General features: G+C 61.9%; 13 protein-coding genes. 7 read left to right on the top strand and 6 right to left on the bottom strand.

All coding sequences use genetic code 11. The features are described from left to right. Positions 1-220: 220 nt before the first annotated feature. On the bottom strand, positions 221-1129 hold the full coding sequence (locus EFQ99_RS17075; protein ID WP_126922179.1) for an SDR family oxidoreductase: 909 nt from the start codon (positions 1127-1129) through the stop codon (positions 221-223). Between the two features lie 124 nt (positions 1130-1253). Here EFQ99_RS17075 and EFQ99_RS17080 point away from each other — a divergent pair, with 124 nt between their 5' ends. Next, entirely contained in the window at positions 1254-1670 is a 417-nt protein-coding gene (locus EFQ99_RS17080) for a winged helix-turn-helix transcriptional regulator (protein ID WP_126922180.1), read from the top strand. Positions 1671-1773: 103 nt separating this feature from the next. Here the strand turns inward: EFQ99_RS17080 and EFQ99_RS17085 are convergent, their stop codons facing one another. The 4 genes from EFQ99_RS17085 to EFQ99_RS17105 form a co-directional block, all read right to left on the bottom strand. Beyond that, positions 1774-2982: an MFS transporter gene (locus tag EFQ99_RS17085; protein WP_126922181.1), complete on the bottom strand. Its 1209-nt coding sequence runs from the start codon at positions 2980-2982 to the stop codon at positions 1774-1776. A gap of 109 nt (positions 2983-3091) precedes the next feature. Beyond that, the gene (locus EFQ99_RS17090; RefSeq protein ID WP_126922182.1) at positions 3092-3715 is read right to left on the bottom strand and encodes a TetR/AcrR family transcriptional regulator; all 624 of its coding nucleotides are present in this window, start codon (positions 3713-3715) and stop codon (positions 3092-3094) included. Between the two features lie 72 nt (positions 3716-3787). After that, positions 3788-4705, bottom strand: a complete 918-nt coding sequence (locus EFQ99_RS17095) for a bifunctional helix-turn-helix transcriptional regulator/GNAT family N-acetyltransferase (protein WP_126922183.1) — start codon at positions 4703-4705, stop codon at positions 3788-3790. 263 nt (positions 4706-4968) lie between these two features. Next, positions 4969-5688, bottom strand: coding sequence for an aspartate/glutamate racemase family protein (locus tag EFQ99_RS17105; RefSeq protein WP_126922310.1), 720 nt, complete (start codon positions 5686-5688; stop codon positions 4969-4971). Positions 5689-5831: 143 nt separating this feature from the next. Here EFQ99_RS17105 and EFQ99_RS17110 point away from each other — a divergent pair, with 143 nt between their 5' ends. From EFQ99_RS17110 to EFQ99_RS17125, 4 genes are all read left to right on the top strand, one after another. Beyond that, on the top strand, positions 5832-6296 hold the full coding sequence (locus tag EFQ99_RS17110) for an Lrp/AsnC family transcriptional regulator (RefSeq protein WP_126922185.1): 465 nt from the start codon (positions 5832-5834) through the stop codon (positions 6294-6296). A gap of 192 nt (positions 6297-6488) precedes the next feature. After that, positions 6489-7046 (top strand): BA14K family protein, encoded by a 558-nt coding sequence (locus tag EFQ99_RS17115; RefSeq protein WP_126922186.1) that lies wholly within the window; start codon positions 6489-6491, stop codon positions 7044-7046. A 342-nt stretch (positions 7047-7388) separates the two neighbouring features. Next, complete coding sequence (locus EFQ99_RS17120) at positions 7389-8654, top strand: NAD(P)/FAD-dependent oxidoreductase (protein WP_126922187.1); 1266 nt, start codon at positions 7389-7391, stop codon at positions 8652-8654. A 209-nt stretch (positions 8655-8863) separates the two neighbouring features. Next, a complete protein-coding gene (locus tag EFQ99_RS17125) occupies positions 8864-9259 on the top strand; it encodes a ribonuclease E inhibitor RraB (RefSeq protein WP_126922188.1) in 396 nt (131 codons plus the stop codon). 189 nt (positions 9260-9448) lie between these two features. On the opposite strand, the gene EFQ99_RS17130 is transcribed toward EFQ99_RS17125, so the two are convergent. Then, a complete protein-coding gene (locus EFQ99_RS17130) occupies positions 9449-10006 on the bottom strand; it encodes a dihydrofolate reductase family protein (RefSeq protein ID WP_208722781.1) in 558 nt (185 codons plus the stop codon). 539 nt (positions 10007-10545) lie between these two features. On the opposite strand from EFQ99_RS17130, the gene EFQ99_RS17135 reads away from it, so the two are divergent. Together EFQ99_RS17135 and EFQ99_RS17140 are read left to right on the top strand one after the other, a co-directional pair. After that, the gene (locus EFQ99_RS17135; RefSeq protein ID WP_126922190.1) at positions 10546-12489 is read left to right on the top strand and encodes an elongation factor G; all 1944 of its coding nucleotides are present in this window, start codon (positions 10546-10548) and stop codon (positions 12487-12489) included. A 128-nt stretch (positions 12490-12617) separates the two neighbouring features. After that, positions 12618-13700, top strand: a complete 1083-nt coding sequence (locus EFQ99_RS17140) for an acyltransferase family protein (RefSeq protein ID WP_126922191.1) — start codon at positions 12618-12620, stop codon at positions 13698-13700. Positions 13701-13785: the final 85 nt, after the last annotated feature.

A 13785-nucleotide genomic window follows, 5' to 3' on the forward strand; every position in this document is an offset into this window, starting at 1 on the left:
ATGCTTGACCATCGCTCCCCCTCAGACGGCACCGACGACCACAATGCTTGAGTTGTTTGGGGAAGCCGGTGCGCCCAGCCAATCTCCACCCTTGTGGGGGAGATGCCCGGCAGGGCAGAGGGGGGTGTCCCACGGCACGCCCTCTCCTCCGTCATTCCTGTGACGTGCGTTTTCTCGCTGGCATTGCATCCCTGCGACGTTGCGCAGGGATGCATAGAGCTCAATGGCCTCCGGCGTTGCCCGAAGCCGTCAGCGCTGCCTTGTGTGCCACGAAGAAATCCTTCAGAGGCTGCGGCTTCCTGCCGGTCAGCTTGGTGAAATCTTCGGTGAGGATGGCGAATTTGCCGGCGCGGGTGTTGGCGTCGGCGGAGACCAGCATGTCGGCGACGAAGCCGGGGAGGCCGGCGCCGCGGATGCCCTGGCCGAGCTGCTCGTCACTGACGTCGACCACTTCGAGCGGCTTGCCGGCGGCTTCGGAAGCGATGGCAGCGATCTGGCGGTTGGTCAGCAGCTCGGCGCCGGTCAGCGTATAGGCGGCGCTTTCTGATGTGCCCGACGCAAGGGCGGCGGCGATCGCCAGCGCGCAGTCGTCGCGCGAAATGGTCGAGATCTTGCCGTCGCCCGTGGCGCTGTACCATTTGCCGCCCTGCAGGTTGTGCGGCATGCCGTGCAGGTAATTGTCGTGATACCAGGCGTCGCGGATGATCGTGTAAGCGAGGCCGCTCGCCTTGATGGCGTTTTCACTGCCGAGGTGGTCAGGTGCGAAGGTGACGAGCGAATCGTCGGGCGCCGGCATTGAGGTATAGGCAATGTGCTTGACGCCTGCCTTGGCGGCGGCAGCGACGGCGGCCTTGTGCTGGGCGAGACGCTTGCCAGGGGTGTCGAGCGCATCGGTGCTGATGATCAGCAGCCGGTCGACGCCGGCGAAAGCCTTCTCGAGGCCAGCCGCGTCATCGAAATCGGCCTTGCGGGTGACGACGCCCTTGCTTGCGAGCTCAGCGAGCTTTTCGGGGCTGCGCGTCGCCGCGACGATTTTGCCGGGGGCGACCTTGTAGGTCTCGATGAGGTGGTGGATGACACGCTGGCCGAGCTGTCCGGCAGCGCCGGTGACCAGGATGGTTTCGCTCATGGGTCGTTTCCTTTTGCGTTGGGCAAGGTGGTCTCGAAAAGAGACTAACACTAGAATAGGAATTGACTTCGCGGTGTAAAGGAGGCAGTTTTTCGGCTCTACGTTACCAAAAGGGAACCAGCAGATGAGCGGCGCAGTCCTCAGTCTGAAGAACAGGATGCCGGGCGCGCGGCGCGAGATCGATCTCGCCAGTCTCGATTTTTCCAATTGCCCGGTGCGGGACATGATGCAGCAGATCGGCGGCAAGTGGTCGACGCTGCTGCTCGAGGTGCTGGCGGCCCAGCCCCATCGTTTCGGCGAACTGCGGCGCCTACTCCCCGATATCTCGCAGCGCATGCTGACGCAGACGCTGCGCGACCTGCAGAGGGATGGTTACATCGCCCGCGAGGTCTTCCCGACCAAGCCGCCGAGCGTCGAATATTCGATGACCGATCTCGGCCGCTCGCTCTACCAGCCGCTGTCGCAGCTTCTGAACTGGGCGGAAGCGAACCACGAAGCGGTGCGCGCCGCCCGCTCGCGCTTCGATTCCGCCGATAGCTGAAGCGCGTCGCGATCCCTCGCATTCCAGCGCCGCGCTTTAGTCTTTTGTGTTTCGGCATGTCTTGTCGCAAAGCCGCCGCAAACTTTGCGCGGCAGGCTCAGGCTTACTTGCCGCGCCCTTCCGTCAGGAACAGCAGGAAGGCCAGTGCCGGGAAGGCGAAGCCGATCCAGGCCGTCATCGTCCAGCCGCCGGTCGCATAGGCCCAGCCGCCGAGTGCCGAGCCGAGCGCGCCGCCGGCAAAGAAGGTGGCCATGAACAGGCCGTTGAGGCGGCTGCGGTGTTCCGGGTTCAGCCCATAGATGGCGCGCTGGCCGCAGACGAGGTTGGTCGTTACCCCGAAATCGAGCATGATCGCCGCCACCGTTAGGAGGATCAGGGCGGTGAGCGAGCCGTCGCCCGCGAAATGGCTGATCAGGAAGGAAGCCATGCCGAGCAGCATGGCGATCGTCGTGGCGATCTTCGTCATGCCGCGATCGGCAAGCCGGCCGGCGATCGGTGAGGCGACGGCGCCGGCCGCACCTGCCAGCGCGAAGAGGGCGATGCCGTTCTGCGTCAGGCCGAAGGCCGGGCTTGCGAGCAGCAGCGGTGTCGTCGTCCAGAACAGGCTGAAGGCGCCGAACATGCCGGCCTGATAGAGGGCGCGGCGCTGCAGCACGCGCGAGGTCATCGCCAGATGGGCCATGGAGGCAAGCAACTCGCCATAGCGCAGCTTCGTCTTCGGCAGGCGCACGGGCAGGTTGGCGCGCAGGACGACGGCGAGCACGATCATCAGCCCGGCGGTGAGGTAATAGACGACGTGCCAGGAGGACGCCTCGGCGACGAAGCTTGCGAAGGGGCGGGCGAGCATGATGCCGGCGAGCAGGCCGCTCATGACGTTGCCGACGACCTGGCCGCGTGTGGCATCCGGCGCCATGTTTGCCGCAAAGGGCACCAGCACCTGGACGGCGACCGAGGCGAGGCCAATGGAGAGCGAGGCGGTGAGGAAGGCGGCGGGCGTCGTCGACAGCGCTGCGCCGATCAGCGCAACTGCGGAGACTGAAATCAGCAGCAGGACGAGGCGACGGTTTTCAGTGAGGTCGCCGAGCGGCACGATCAGCAGCAGGCCGAGGCCGTAGCCGATCTGCGTCAGGGTGACGATCAGGCCGGTGGCGGCGGGAGTGAAGCCGAGATCGGCGCTGATCGGGCCGGCAAGCGGCTGGCCGTAATAAAGATTGGCGGCCACCAGCCCGCAGGCGGCGGCGAAAAGGAAGGTGAGCCAGGGCGATAGCGTTCGCGGAATGGCCTTTTCAGGCGTGGTGGCTGAAATGCTCATCGGAAACTCCGGTATTCGAGGATTTGTGAAGATTGAATGCAAAAATACTGGCCGGGGCCACCCGATCCTTGACCGGATGCCGTTATCTTCAATCAGCTGGGGCCTGACCTCAGGTCACGAGCTTCATCGACGCTTCGGCCGCGGCGACCATCTCCTGCCTGCCGCGTCCTGTTTTGCCGATGACACGCAAACCCTTGGTGAAGCAAAGAAAGGCGAGGGCGGCGGCATCGGGGTCCACGGTCTGCGCAATGGAGCCGTCGGCCTGGCCGATGCGGATGAGATCGGCCATCAGCTTCTCGTCGGCGGCAAAGGCCGTCGCGACATGGGCGGCGGCTTCCTCGTCGAGGAGAGAGAAATCGTTGGCGCCGCCGACGACGAGGCAGCCTTTGCGGCCGGCATCGCCATAGGAGTTCTCGGTATAATACATCACCATCTGGAAGACTTTTTCGCGGCCCGTTTCCGCAGACGCGATCATCGCTTCCAGACGCCGGCGGCCGAGCTGGCGGTAGCGCGCAAAGGCGGCAAGAAAGACGCCGCGCTTGTCCTTGAACGCCTTGTAGATGCTGCCCGAAGCGAGATCCATCGCCTCGGTCAGGTCGCTGATCGAGGTGGCGTGGTAGCCGCGTTCGGAAAAGACCCGCAGGGCCGCATCCAGCGAGGCGTCCATATCGAACTCGCGCGGACGGCCACGGCTGCGGGCTTTTGCATCTGATGTGAGGTTGGCAACGGTCATGGCTCCTAATTAGGGAATGATCGTTTCCAAATCAAGCGAAATTTTTGCGACGCAGCAAAGCAGGGGGCGAGATCAGAGCGTGAGAAGCCAGTTCTGGCCGTTTGCCTCCGGGCCGAACATGCGATGTCTCTCCTCGGAGACAAGGCGGAAGCCTGTTTTGATGTAAATGGCGCGGGCGGCATCCAGCATGTCGTTGGTCCAGAGTGAAAGCTCGCGGTAGCCCTTCTGTCTGGAGAAGCGGATGCATTCGTCGACCAGCCGCTTGCCGAGCCCGAGACCGCGGGCTGATTTGTCGACATAGAGCAGCCGCAGCTTGGCGATGCCATCGCCGCCATTGGTGATGAGGACCGAGCCGACATTGATGCCGCCGCGCTCGGCGATCCAGCAATATTCCAGGGCCGGATCGAAATTGGCGAGAAATTTTCCGGCGACATCGGCAACCAGCGCCTCGAAGCGCAGGTCCCAGCCATATTCCTCCGTATAGAAGCGGCTCTGGCTCTGGACGATCCAGCCGATATCGCCGGCGCGGTGGGGGCGCAGGATGGCCGGAGCGGGTTTGGCCGCCGGGTCGAGCAGGGCGCGGATCGTGCCCATGGCGCGGACCGCCGCCTCCGGCTCTCCGGCCGCGAGGTTATCGAAACGGGCGGCGATCTGCGCATTGGCGCGCCGGCCCAGTTCCTCGAACTGTTCGCGTCCCTGATCGGTGACAGTGATGACCTGGCTGCGCAGATCGGCCGGATCGGGACTGGTCTCGATCAGCCCCTCTGCGCGAAAACGCTTGAGAATGCGGCTGAGATAGGCCGGGTCGAGATGCAGGTCGCGCACGAGGCCGACGGCGCTGACGCCGTCATGCGAGCCGATCTCGAAGAGGATGCGGGCATCGGTCAGTGTGAACGGCGAGTCGAGATAGGCCTTGTTCAGGAGGCCGAGGAAATTCGTATAGAAGCGGTTGAAATCGCGGGCGGTTTCAATGAGCGGGATATCGGACATGGCGACGGTCTCCAGATGGAGACGCCGAGGCCTCCGGACGGAGGCCTTTATCGGTCTGCTGACAACCGGCGCTCTTCACTCGACGTCATCCTCGGCCTTGTGCCGACGATCTGCTGCCGCATCGATCGGTTGCAGATGCTCGGGACAAGCCCGAGCATGACGAAAGAGAGGTTAGCCGACTATGTCTACAAACGACGGATTCTCCAGATGGAGATATCTGTCCTGCATTTAGTGGACTGAGTCAACTAAATTATCGCCGCGATTCAGGCGGCTTCTTCTTCGTCCGCTTCCTCGGCGCCAAGTGCGAACTCCACTGCCGCGCGCGCATGGATCGTGGTCGTGTCGAAACCCGGCAGCGGCAGGCGGTCGGGATCGAGGATCAGGCAAATCTCGGTGCAGCCGAGGATGATGCTGTCGGCGCCGTTTTCCACGGCGCGGTCGATGATAGCGATCAGCTTCTCGCGCGAACTGTTGTGCACCCGGCCGGCGCAGAGCTCATTGAAAATGATGTCGTGCACGGTGGTGCGGTCGGCAGCGTCTGGCACCATGATGTCGAGACCGAGGCTCTTCATGCGTTCGGCGTAGAAGCCGTGTTCCATCGTGTAGCGGGTGGCAAGCAGCAGCGGGCGCTTGCGGCCGCTCGCATGCAGCGATTTCGCCGTCTCGTCGATGATGTGGATCAGCGGCACGGAGATCTTCTTGGCAACCTCGTCGGCGATCAAATGCATGGTGTTGGTGCAGATGAGGACGCAGCCGGCGCCACCTACCTGCAGGCGCAGAGCCACATCAGCAAGGCGGCGGGCGGCCATGTCCCAGTCGCCGGCCCTCTGAAGCGCGACGATCTCCTCGAAATTGACCGAGTGCAGGATAAGCTCGGCCGAGGCGAGGCCGCCTTTGCGGGCGCGCACCATCTCGTTGACCAGGCGGTAATAGACCGCCGAACTTTCGAAACTCATGCCGCCGATCAGGCCGATCGTTTCCATCTCTTCATGCTCCCATGCTTCAACTGCTAAAATCATGCCGCAATGCCGGCGCGGCGTGTTTGCGTTGTTTGTCCTTCGTGCGGGATATGTGCTATGATTTTGCGCAGTTTTCGGAAATCACGCAAAATCAGGGCGCATAGGATATGCTGGACGATCGTGACAGACGCATTCTCGACATGCTGCAGAAGGATGCAGGCATATCCGTGACCGATCTTGCCGAGCGCGTGGCGCTTTCGGTGTCGGCCTGCTCGCGGCGCATCCAGCGGCTGGAGGAGACCGGCCACATCGCCCGGCGCATCGTCGTGCTCGATCGGGAAAAGATGGGCGTGCCGACGACGGTCTTCGCGCTGGTCAAGACGGCGCATCATTCCGACGAATGGACGGAAACCTTCCGCAGGATCATCAGCGATATTCCTGAGATCGTCGAGGCGCACCGGCTGACCGGCAATCACGACTACATCCTGAAGATCGTGCTGCCGCGCGTCGAGCACTACGACGTGATCTACAAGCAGATCGTGCGCAAGCTCGAACTTTTCGATGTCTCAGCCTCGATTTCCATGGAAGAGTTGAAGCATGGTATGGCGATACCCGTGGGTTACGCACGGTGAAGAGTGGACGAGCGTGCGCCACCTAATCTTGTGTAGATAGGGCAAGGTTGGATCGCAGGAGAAGCCGATAGCCCTCCGCGCCATCGCCAGCGATTAATTTGTCTCTCTACGGAACGTTTTTCGACATATTACGTTCACCTTTGGTTCAGGAGGGGGTAAGGTATTTCCCCCACTTGGAGGAGGAGAACAGTCATGAGAAAGCTAACCGTCGCCGCGTTATGCTTGATCATCGGTGCCCCCGGCATCACGCCGGCTCAAGCGTTTCCGGCTATCAACCCACCCAGGATCGAAACACAGCAGCAAATAGAGCAAGTGCAATGGCGGGGCCATGGCGGCCACTGGGGTGGTGGTTATCATGGAGGCGGCTATTACGGAGGCGGGTATTACGGCCATCATCATGGTGGATCGGGCTGGGGCTGGGCCTTGGGCGGTCTGGCCGTCGGCACCATCATTGGCGGCGCTCTGGCGCAGCCCTATTACGGCTCGTATTACGGCTCACCTTACGGTTACGGCTCGCCCTACGGCTATTACGGGTCGCCTTATCGCTATTACGGTTCGCCGTATCGCTACTATGGCTCGCCTTACCGCTATTATGGCCGGCCCTATCGCGCCTATGCATCATCTGCCTATTATGGAGGAGGCGGCAACCACGAGAGCTGGTGCTATGCGCGCTATCGTTCGTACAGGGCTTACGACAATACCTTCCAGCCTTATAACGGACCCCGTCGCCAGTGCGTCGGTCCCTATTGATTGGCAGGTTACGCATCTGCGCCGCGAACTGCTACCGTTCGAACGGCACGTCGGTATTGCACCCCAGCCGAAGCTTGGTCTGGCAGCATAACTTCGTCTGACTTCCATTCCACAAGCCGCTCTCGGCGCTAAGGCGCGTCGCGAATCTCTCGGATTCGCTTGCTCCGCGCTTTTAGGTCTTTGCTTTTCAAGCATGTCGTTGTCGCAAAGCCGCTGCTCAGTTTTGCGCGGCATGCTCTTCGACTGCGATCGGCGCAGGGGAGACATGCCGAAACGGCGGTTGCAACCTTTGCGGCAAAGGCCACATTGGCTTTCAGCGAAATGGCGCAGAAGGGGCAAGTCATGAGCGATCATCGTGTCGTCGTTGTCGGCGGCGGTTTCGGCGGGCTGCAGCTCGTCAACGGGTTGAACGGCGCAGGCGTGAAGATCACGCTCGTCGATCGGCGCAACCATCATCTCTTCCAGCCGCTGCTCTATCAGGTGGCGACGACCATTCTCTCCACCTCGGAAATCGCCTGGCCGATCCGCCGCCTCTATGCCGACCGGCCCGACGTGACGGTGCTGCTCGGCGAGGTCACCGGCGTCGACAGCGGCGCAAAGACGGTGTCTCTCCGTAACGGCATGACTCTCGGTTATGACACACTGGTGCTGGCGACCGGGGCGACACATGCCTATTTCGGCCGTGACGAATGGGAGCCGGTGGCGCCGGGCCTGAAGACGCTGGAGGACGCGACGACGATCCGCCGGCGTGTGCTGCTCGCCTTCGAGAAGGCGGAGATGGAGGCCGATCCCGCCGTGCGCGATGCACTGCTGACCTTCACCATCGTCGGCGCCGGGCCGACCGGCGTCGAGCTGGCCGGCATTATCGCCGAGCTTGCCCATTTCACCCTGCCCAAGGAATTCCGCAACATCGATACGCGCAAGACCCGCGTCGTGCTGGTCGAGGCCGGTCCGCGTGTGCTGCCGACCTTCGCCGAGGAGCTTTCGGCCTATGCGCAAAAGGCACTCGAGAAGCTCGGGGTCGAGATCCATCTCGGCCGGCCGGTGACCGACTGCAGCGCCGATGGTGTGCGGATCGGCGAGAGTTTCATCGCCAGCCGCACGATCGTCTGGGCGGCCGGCGTCACGGCCTCGCCGGCGGCGCAATGGCTCGGCGTGCCGGCCGACCGGGCAGGGCGCGTCACCGTCGAAAAGGATCTGACCGCACCCGGCCTGCCCGACGTCTTCGTCATCGGCGATACCGCCTCGGTGATGCGCGAGGATGGCAAGCCGGTGCCGGGGATCGCGCCCGCCGCCAAGCAGCAGGGCGGCTATGTCGCCAAGGTCATCCGCGCGCGTCTCTCGGGCCAGCCGGCGCCCGCGCCGTTCAAATATCGGCACCAGGGGAGCCTGGCGACGATCGGCCAGAGCGCCGCAATCATCGATTTCGGCCGGATCAAGCTCAAGGGCTGGATCGCCTGGTGGATCTGGGGCCTCGCCCACATCTACTTCCTCATCGGCACCCGCTCACGCTTCTCCGTCGCCTGGAGCTGGCTGTGGATCTACCTGAGCGGCCAGCACAGCGCCCGGCTGATCACGCAGAGGGAGACGATGCGGGAGGAGGGGTAGACTGCTTGTTTTTGGGTTAAGCCGGAAGATAGTTAGAAGAGGGCGTGCCAGGGGTCGAGCCACGGGCCTCGACCCGTCCTTCGGCCCCCCACAAGGGTGGAGATCGACAAGAGGTTGGGTCATCCGTCCCTCTGTCTGGATTGCGCCGTCAGGGGGCAACGCAGGTTGAGGCAAGTTGCGTCCATATTGGAAAGAAGCTACTCAACCAAATGCTTCAAGGGATTTTGTTCGGTATAGTTACGGCGACCATCTTAGAGCCCACTGGAGTAGATGAGGTTCGGCTTCGAGCGGAGCGCAAGGCTGATGCTGATGTGCTCTCCAGCTTGCAACGGAACGGTGATTGCTCTTCCATCGTTCGGTCTATCGACCTCCGCTTCGTTGGCTCGAAGTCAAGTGTATTAGAACTTTCTGCGGCATCGACTGAACTTGGCTTCACCGTAACGCAGTCCGTGCGGATGGCAGATAGTGAAGTTGCTATTGATCTAGCTATACAGTCGGACGCCAGAGCTTCTTCCATTGACGCCCTGACTTTGACCGCGCTGAAAATCGAAAAGCGCTTCAACCTGCGTTACGATGGTTGGGGGACGGTCGCAAAGACGTGCTAACCTGTTGCGCGTCCGCTTCCGGCCGAAAGCAGTCGCTGGTGGCAATGCTACATAGTTCCGGAAATAACCATGCGGTAGTTGTTTGGGGTGATCAACGAAGTTGAATTCCTGGGTGGCGAGTTCGCTAGGCCAGACCCCGCCTCTCGTCTGATGCGGCGACCACAAACGTGTGACGGCTGGTCGGCGGGCTCAGCGGCGGACGCGGTAGCGGATGTGCGTGGCCTCGGGTGTATCGATCACCCGAACGATCTCCAACTCGACGCGCGATGGTAAGACTTCGAACATTCGGCGGCCACCTCCGAACAAGACTGGAACCTGGTGTATTTGCAGTTCGTCGAGTACGCCAGCTTCCAGCGCCCGTTGCGCCGTATATGCGCCAAGCATCAACACGTCCCGGTCCCCGGCGGCGGCCTTCGCCTGCGCCATTGCGCTCACGATCCCGTCGCTCACGTATTTGACCAACGGATAATTCGCGACGGATGGCCCGGGCGGCCTGTGACTGGGTACGAAGATCGCGACACCGTGATTGTCACCGCCCCAGTGATCGACCTGCTCCACGGTTCGCCGCCCCGCCAGAATCGCACCTGGCGCGTTCCATTCGTCCCACAATTGTCCGACCGGCCCGGTCGGTCGGGAAAAATCCCCGTACCACTCGTGCAATCGCATAAAGTCGTCGCCGCCGGGATTGCCCACTTCATCGTTGGGCCCCGCGATATACCCGTCCAGTGACATGGACATGAAGAGCACTGATTTAGACACTTTTATCTCCTGTGGTCTTTTTCCAAACTGGGGCGGTGGGAATTCGTTCTGCGGGTGGGCTATCGATGCAAAAGCTGTTTCAGGCAAGCGGAGAGCGCGGGGAACGGTCTTGATGTTCCCAAGGACGCTCGAGCGACGCTGACGCCGACATCCCGAATACGGATTTGTGTACTGCCCTATCTCACAAGGGGCCGAACCATGCTCGAGCCGACTGGTTGGGTCCGGCCCATATCCAGCGAACCCTATTCCATCACACAATGGGACCAGACAGCTAAGGCACTTAAACTGCGACAGAGAGCTTGTGTCGGTTCGGGAAGGCGCCCGACCTCGACACAGCGCCCCGGCGTGCCGCACCGTAGATGCAATACGCCCAACCTTGACATATCTCCACACCCACCCTTAGCATTCCGCCCGCGTCTCCCCACCACCGGGGGGCGCATCCAAGCCGTAACAACGGGTAGAGGTTCCAATGCGCCGATTCACTTCTCACGAAAATCACATCCGAATTTCCGAGAAGTTGGTGGTTTATGCGCACTTTGAATCTGGGCATCCTCGCCCATGTGGATGCAGGAAAGACTAGCCTTACCGAAAGACTGCTTTTTAACGCCGGTGTGATCGACAAGCTCGGCAGCGTTGATACCGGCAATACACAGACGGACAATCTCGAACTCGAGCGGCAGCGCGGCATCACGATCAGGGCCGCGGTGGTGTCGTTTGCGATCGGTGACAGGGTCGTGAACCTCATCGACACGCCCGGCCATCCCGATTTCATCGCCGAGGTCGAGCGGGTGCTCGGATTGCTCGATGCGGCGGTCGTCGTCGTTTCGGCGGTCGAAGGCGTTCAGGCGCAGACGCGCGTGCTGGTTCGGGCGCTGCGGCGGCTCGGCGTTCCCTTCGTCTTCTTCGTCAACAAGGTCGATCGTCCCGGCGCGCGATATCAGGAGGTGGTGGAGGCGCTTGCCGCGCAGCTCTCGGTCCGCCCCATCGCCATGTCCTCGGTCATCGATGCCGGAGCCAAGCTTGCGCGGGTGGAGACGCTCGCGCCGGGGGACGAGCCGCTCTTTTCGGCGCTTTGCGAAACGCTCGGGGAAAACGACGAGGCGCTGCTTAATGACTATGTCCTCGCTCCCAATCGGCTGACGGCGGAAAGGCTCGGATGCTGTCTGGCCGATCAGGTGGCGCGTGGTCTCGTGCATCCCGTCTTCGCCGGGGCAGCAATGACCGGCGTCGGCATCCCTGCCTTGGCATCGGCGATTGCGACGATCTTGCCCGAGCGGCGCCTCGATCCGGATGGACCGGTCACCGGCAGGATCTTCAAGATCGAACGCGGCTGGGGCGGTGAAAAGCTTTCCTACATCTACCTGACCTCGGGCACGCTGCGACTTCGGCAATATCTGGATCTGCCCAAAGGCCCGGAACGGGTGACCGCGATCCATGTGTTCGAGGCCGGCCGGGTTCATGGCGCCGAGAGCCTTCGCGCCGGGCAGATCGCGCGCGTCAGCGGCCTTGCCGGCGCCCGCATCGGCGATGTGGTGGGCTGTGATTCCGCAGGCGGGCGGGCTCACTTCGCGCCGCCGACGCTCGAAACCCGCGTTCTTGCCCGGCGGCCTTCCGACAAGACGGCGCTCTGGCTGGCGCTGAACCAGATGGCCGAGCAGGATCCCTTGATCAACCTGCGCCGCAACGAGGAGGCGGACGAAGTGTTCGTGTCGCTCTATGGCGAGGTACAGAAGGAGGTTATCCAATCGACCCTGCTGACGGATTTCGGCCTTGAGGCAAGCTTCGAGGAAAGCACGGTCATCCTGGTCGAGAGGCCATTGGGGATCGGGGCCGGCCTGCAGATCCTCTTCAAGGAGCCCAATCCGTTTCTGGCGACCGTCGGCCTGCGCGTCGAGCCGCGTCCGCCCGGGGCGGGCAACAGCTTCGCGCTCGAAGTGGATGTCGGCCAGATGCCGGTCGCCTTTTACCGGGCGGTCGAGGAAACCGTGTTCGAGACACTGAAGCAGGGAATTTTCGGCTGGCAGGTCATCGATTGTCACGTGGCGATGACGGCGGCCCGGCACAGTTCGCCTGCAAGCACCGCCGCCGATTTTCGGCAGTTGACGCCCTGGGTGCTGGCAACGGCGCTATCGGCGGCGCAGACCGTCCTCTGCGAGCCGGTCGACCGCTTTCATCTCGAGGCGCCCGTGGAAAGCCTGAGCGGCGTGCTCACTCTGCTTGCGAAATCGGCGGCGGCGACGACGGAGTCGGTGATCGCCGATGGCGTCGCCCGGCTCGAAGGCACCATGGCGTCTCAGATGGTCCAAAGCGTCCAGCAGCAATTGCCGGGGCTGACGAGCGGGGCGGGGACCATGGAAACCGCTTTCGATCATTACGCCCCTGTAGCCGGCCCGCCGCGCTTGCGTGGGCGTTCGGGGCCTGATCCGTTCAACGGGGAATATCTGCTGCGGCTGCGGGGCGTCCCTATTTAAGTACAGTCCCCATCTAGAGGTGCTGTGAAATGTATAGTGAGCGTTGATGTCGAGCTATTTCCTCGCCAAAGGGCTCTGTCTCGAATAATCATGACTTGGTGGTTGGGAAGAGCGCGCGAGATCTTTGCATGGCACGCGACATAAGTGCTGACGGAAAACATCGTTTCTGGATGCTCGACCTATTGCGGGGCGCATCTGCAATACTCGTGCTCGTCTATCATTCCAGCAACAAGTTTCCCATCGCGTATGCCGCCGTCGATCTTTTCTTCATGTTAAGCGGCTTCGTTTTGGCGGAAAGATACGGCGAGAGCCTGTTGCAGACGGGTGGGCGCCGAGACTTCATCAGTCACCGTATTGCTCGATTGTACCCCGTCTACCTGGTTTGCACATTGCTCGGCGCTGTGTCGGTCTTGCCGTTGATTGGTCATCTTGAAAACTGGAGCCGCAGCGCTTTTGCCGTTTCGTCCGTTACCAGCCTGCTCATCCTCCCAGCGCCATCGGACACCGCTCTCGGCATCCTGCCCTTGAACGGGCCGGCATGGTCGTTGTTTTTTGAAGTCGTGGCCAACGCAGTCTTTCTGTTCACTGGGGCTCGTCTGCGAGCAGCCGTTTCTCTTGCCCTACTTTCGACACCGGCATTCGTCGTTGCGCTGTGGTATTTCCGCTACCCGCCGGGCTCTGTTTGGGGCGATATTGTCGGGGGCTTTCCCCGGGTGCTGGCATCTTTCTATGGCGGAGTGCTTATCAGTTGTCTTTGGCGACGAGGCTTCCGCATCAGGCTTGCAGCCTGGCCTTGCTGGATTTTGGTGGCCGCTCTCGCAGCACTTTATTCTGGGTTCGTCCTCACCGAGCGAAAATACTATCTGCTCCTGACGTTCGTCGCCCACCCAGTCATCATCTGGTTTGGCTTAGGTCTCGCGAGAAACGCCCTTTTCGAACGCGTCGCCACTTGGATGGGTGAGATATCCTATCCACTCTACCTCGTGCACGTACCGCTGCTTATTCTTCTCGCGACGTACGGAGTGGGTGACTGTTTTGCTTTGCGCAATTATCTGGGGCTCGGAAATACCTCCTGGGGCGGTGAATGCCACCGAGACGCAGCTCCCTTGGTCGTATTCCTTTTGCCTCTGTCATTGTTGATGGCGCACCTCATCGCCATCTCGATACAGTCCCCCGGCAGAAAATTGTGGCTTCGTTGGAGGCCTATCTAACTGTGCAGAATTGACGGCTGTTGACGACCTACACTTCGAGACGGCCGGTTGCAGGTAGTCCGCGCCGGGTAGACAGGCGGCCCCC

The sequence above is a fragment of the Rhizobium vallis genome, assembly GCF_003985155.1.
Lineage (GTDB): Bacteria > Pseudomonadota > Alphaproteobacteria > Rhizobiales > Rhizobiaceae > Rhizobium > Rhizobium vallis.

Coding starts and splice junctions, on each gene's coding strand:
- EFQ99_RS17075 (WP_126922179.1), bottom strand. CDS start 1,129: ATGAGCGAAACCATCCTGGTCACCGGCGCTGCCGGACAGCTCGGCCAG.
- EFQ99_RS17080 (WP_126922180.1), top strand. CDS start 1,254: ATGAGCGGCGCAGTCCTCAGTCTGAAGAACAGGATGCCGGGCGCGCGG.
- EFQ99_RS17085 (WP_126922181.1), bottom strand. CDS start 2,982: ATGAGCATTTCAGCCACCACGCCTGAAAAGGCCATTCCGCGAACGCTA.
- EFQ99_RS17090 (WP_126922182.1), bottom strand. CDS start 3,715: ATGACCGTTGCCAACCTCACATCAGATGCAAAAGCCCGCAGCCGTGGC.
- EFQ99_RS17095 (WP_126922183.1), bottom strand. CDS start 4,705: ATGTCCGATATCCCGCTCATTGAAACCGCCCGCGATTTCAACCGCTTC.
- EFQ99_RS17105 (WP_126922310.1), bottom strand. CDS start 5,688: ATGGAAACGATCGGCCTGATCGGCGGCATGAGTTTCGAAAGTTCGGCG.
- EFQ99_RS17110 (WP_126922185.1), top strand. CDS start 5,832: ATGCTGGACGATCGTGACAGACGCATTCTCGACATGCTGCAGAAGGAT.
- EFQ99_RS17115 (WP_126922186.1), top strand. CDS start 6,489: ATGAGAAAGCTAACCGTCGCCGCGTTATGCTTGATCATCGGTGCCCCC.
- EFQ99_RS17120 (WP_126922187.1), top strand. CDS start 7,389: ATGAGCGATCATCGTGTCGTCGTTGTCGGCGGCGGTTTCGGCGGGCTG.
- EFQ99_RS17125 (WP_126922188.1), top strand. CDS start 8,864: ATGCTTCAAGGGATTTTGTTCGGTATAGTTACGGCGACCATCTTAGAG.
- EFQ99_RS17135 (WP_126922190.1), top strand. CDS start 10,546: ATGCGCACTTTGAATCTGGGCATCCTCGCCCATGTGGATGCAGGAAAG.
- EFQ99_RS17140 (WP_126922191.1), top strand. CDS start 12,618: ATGGCACGCGACATAAGTGCTGACGGAAAACATCGTTTCTGGATGCTC.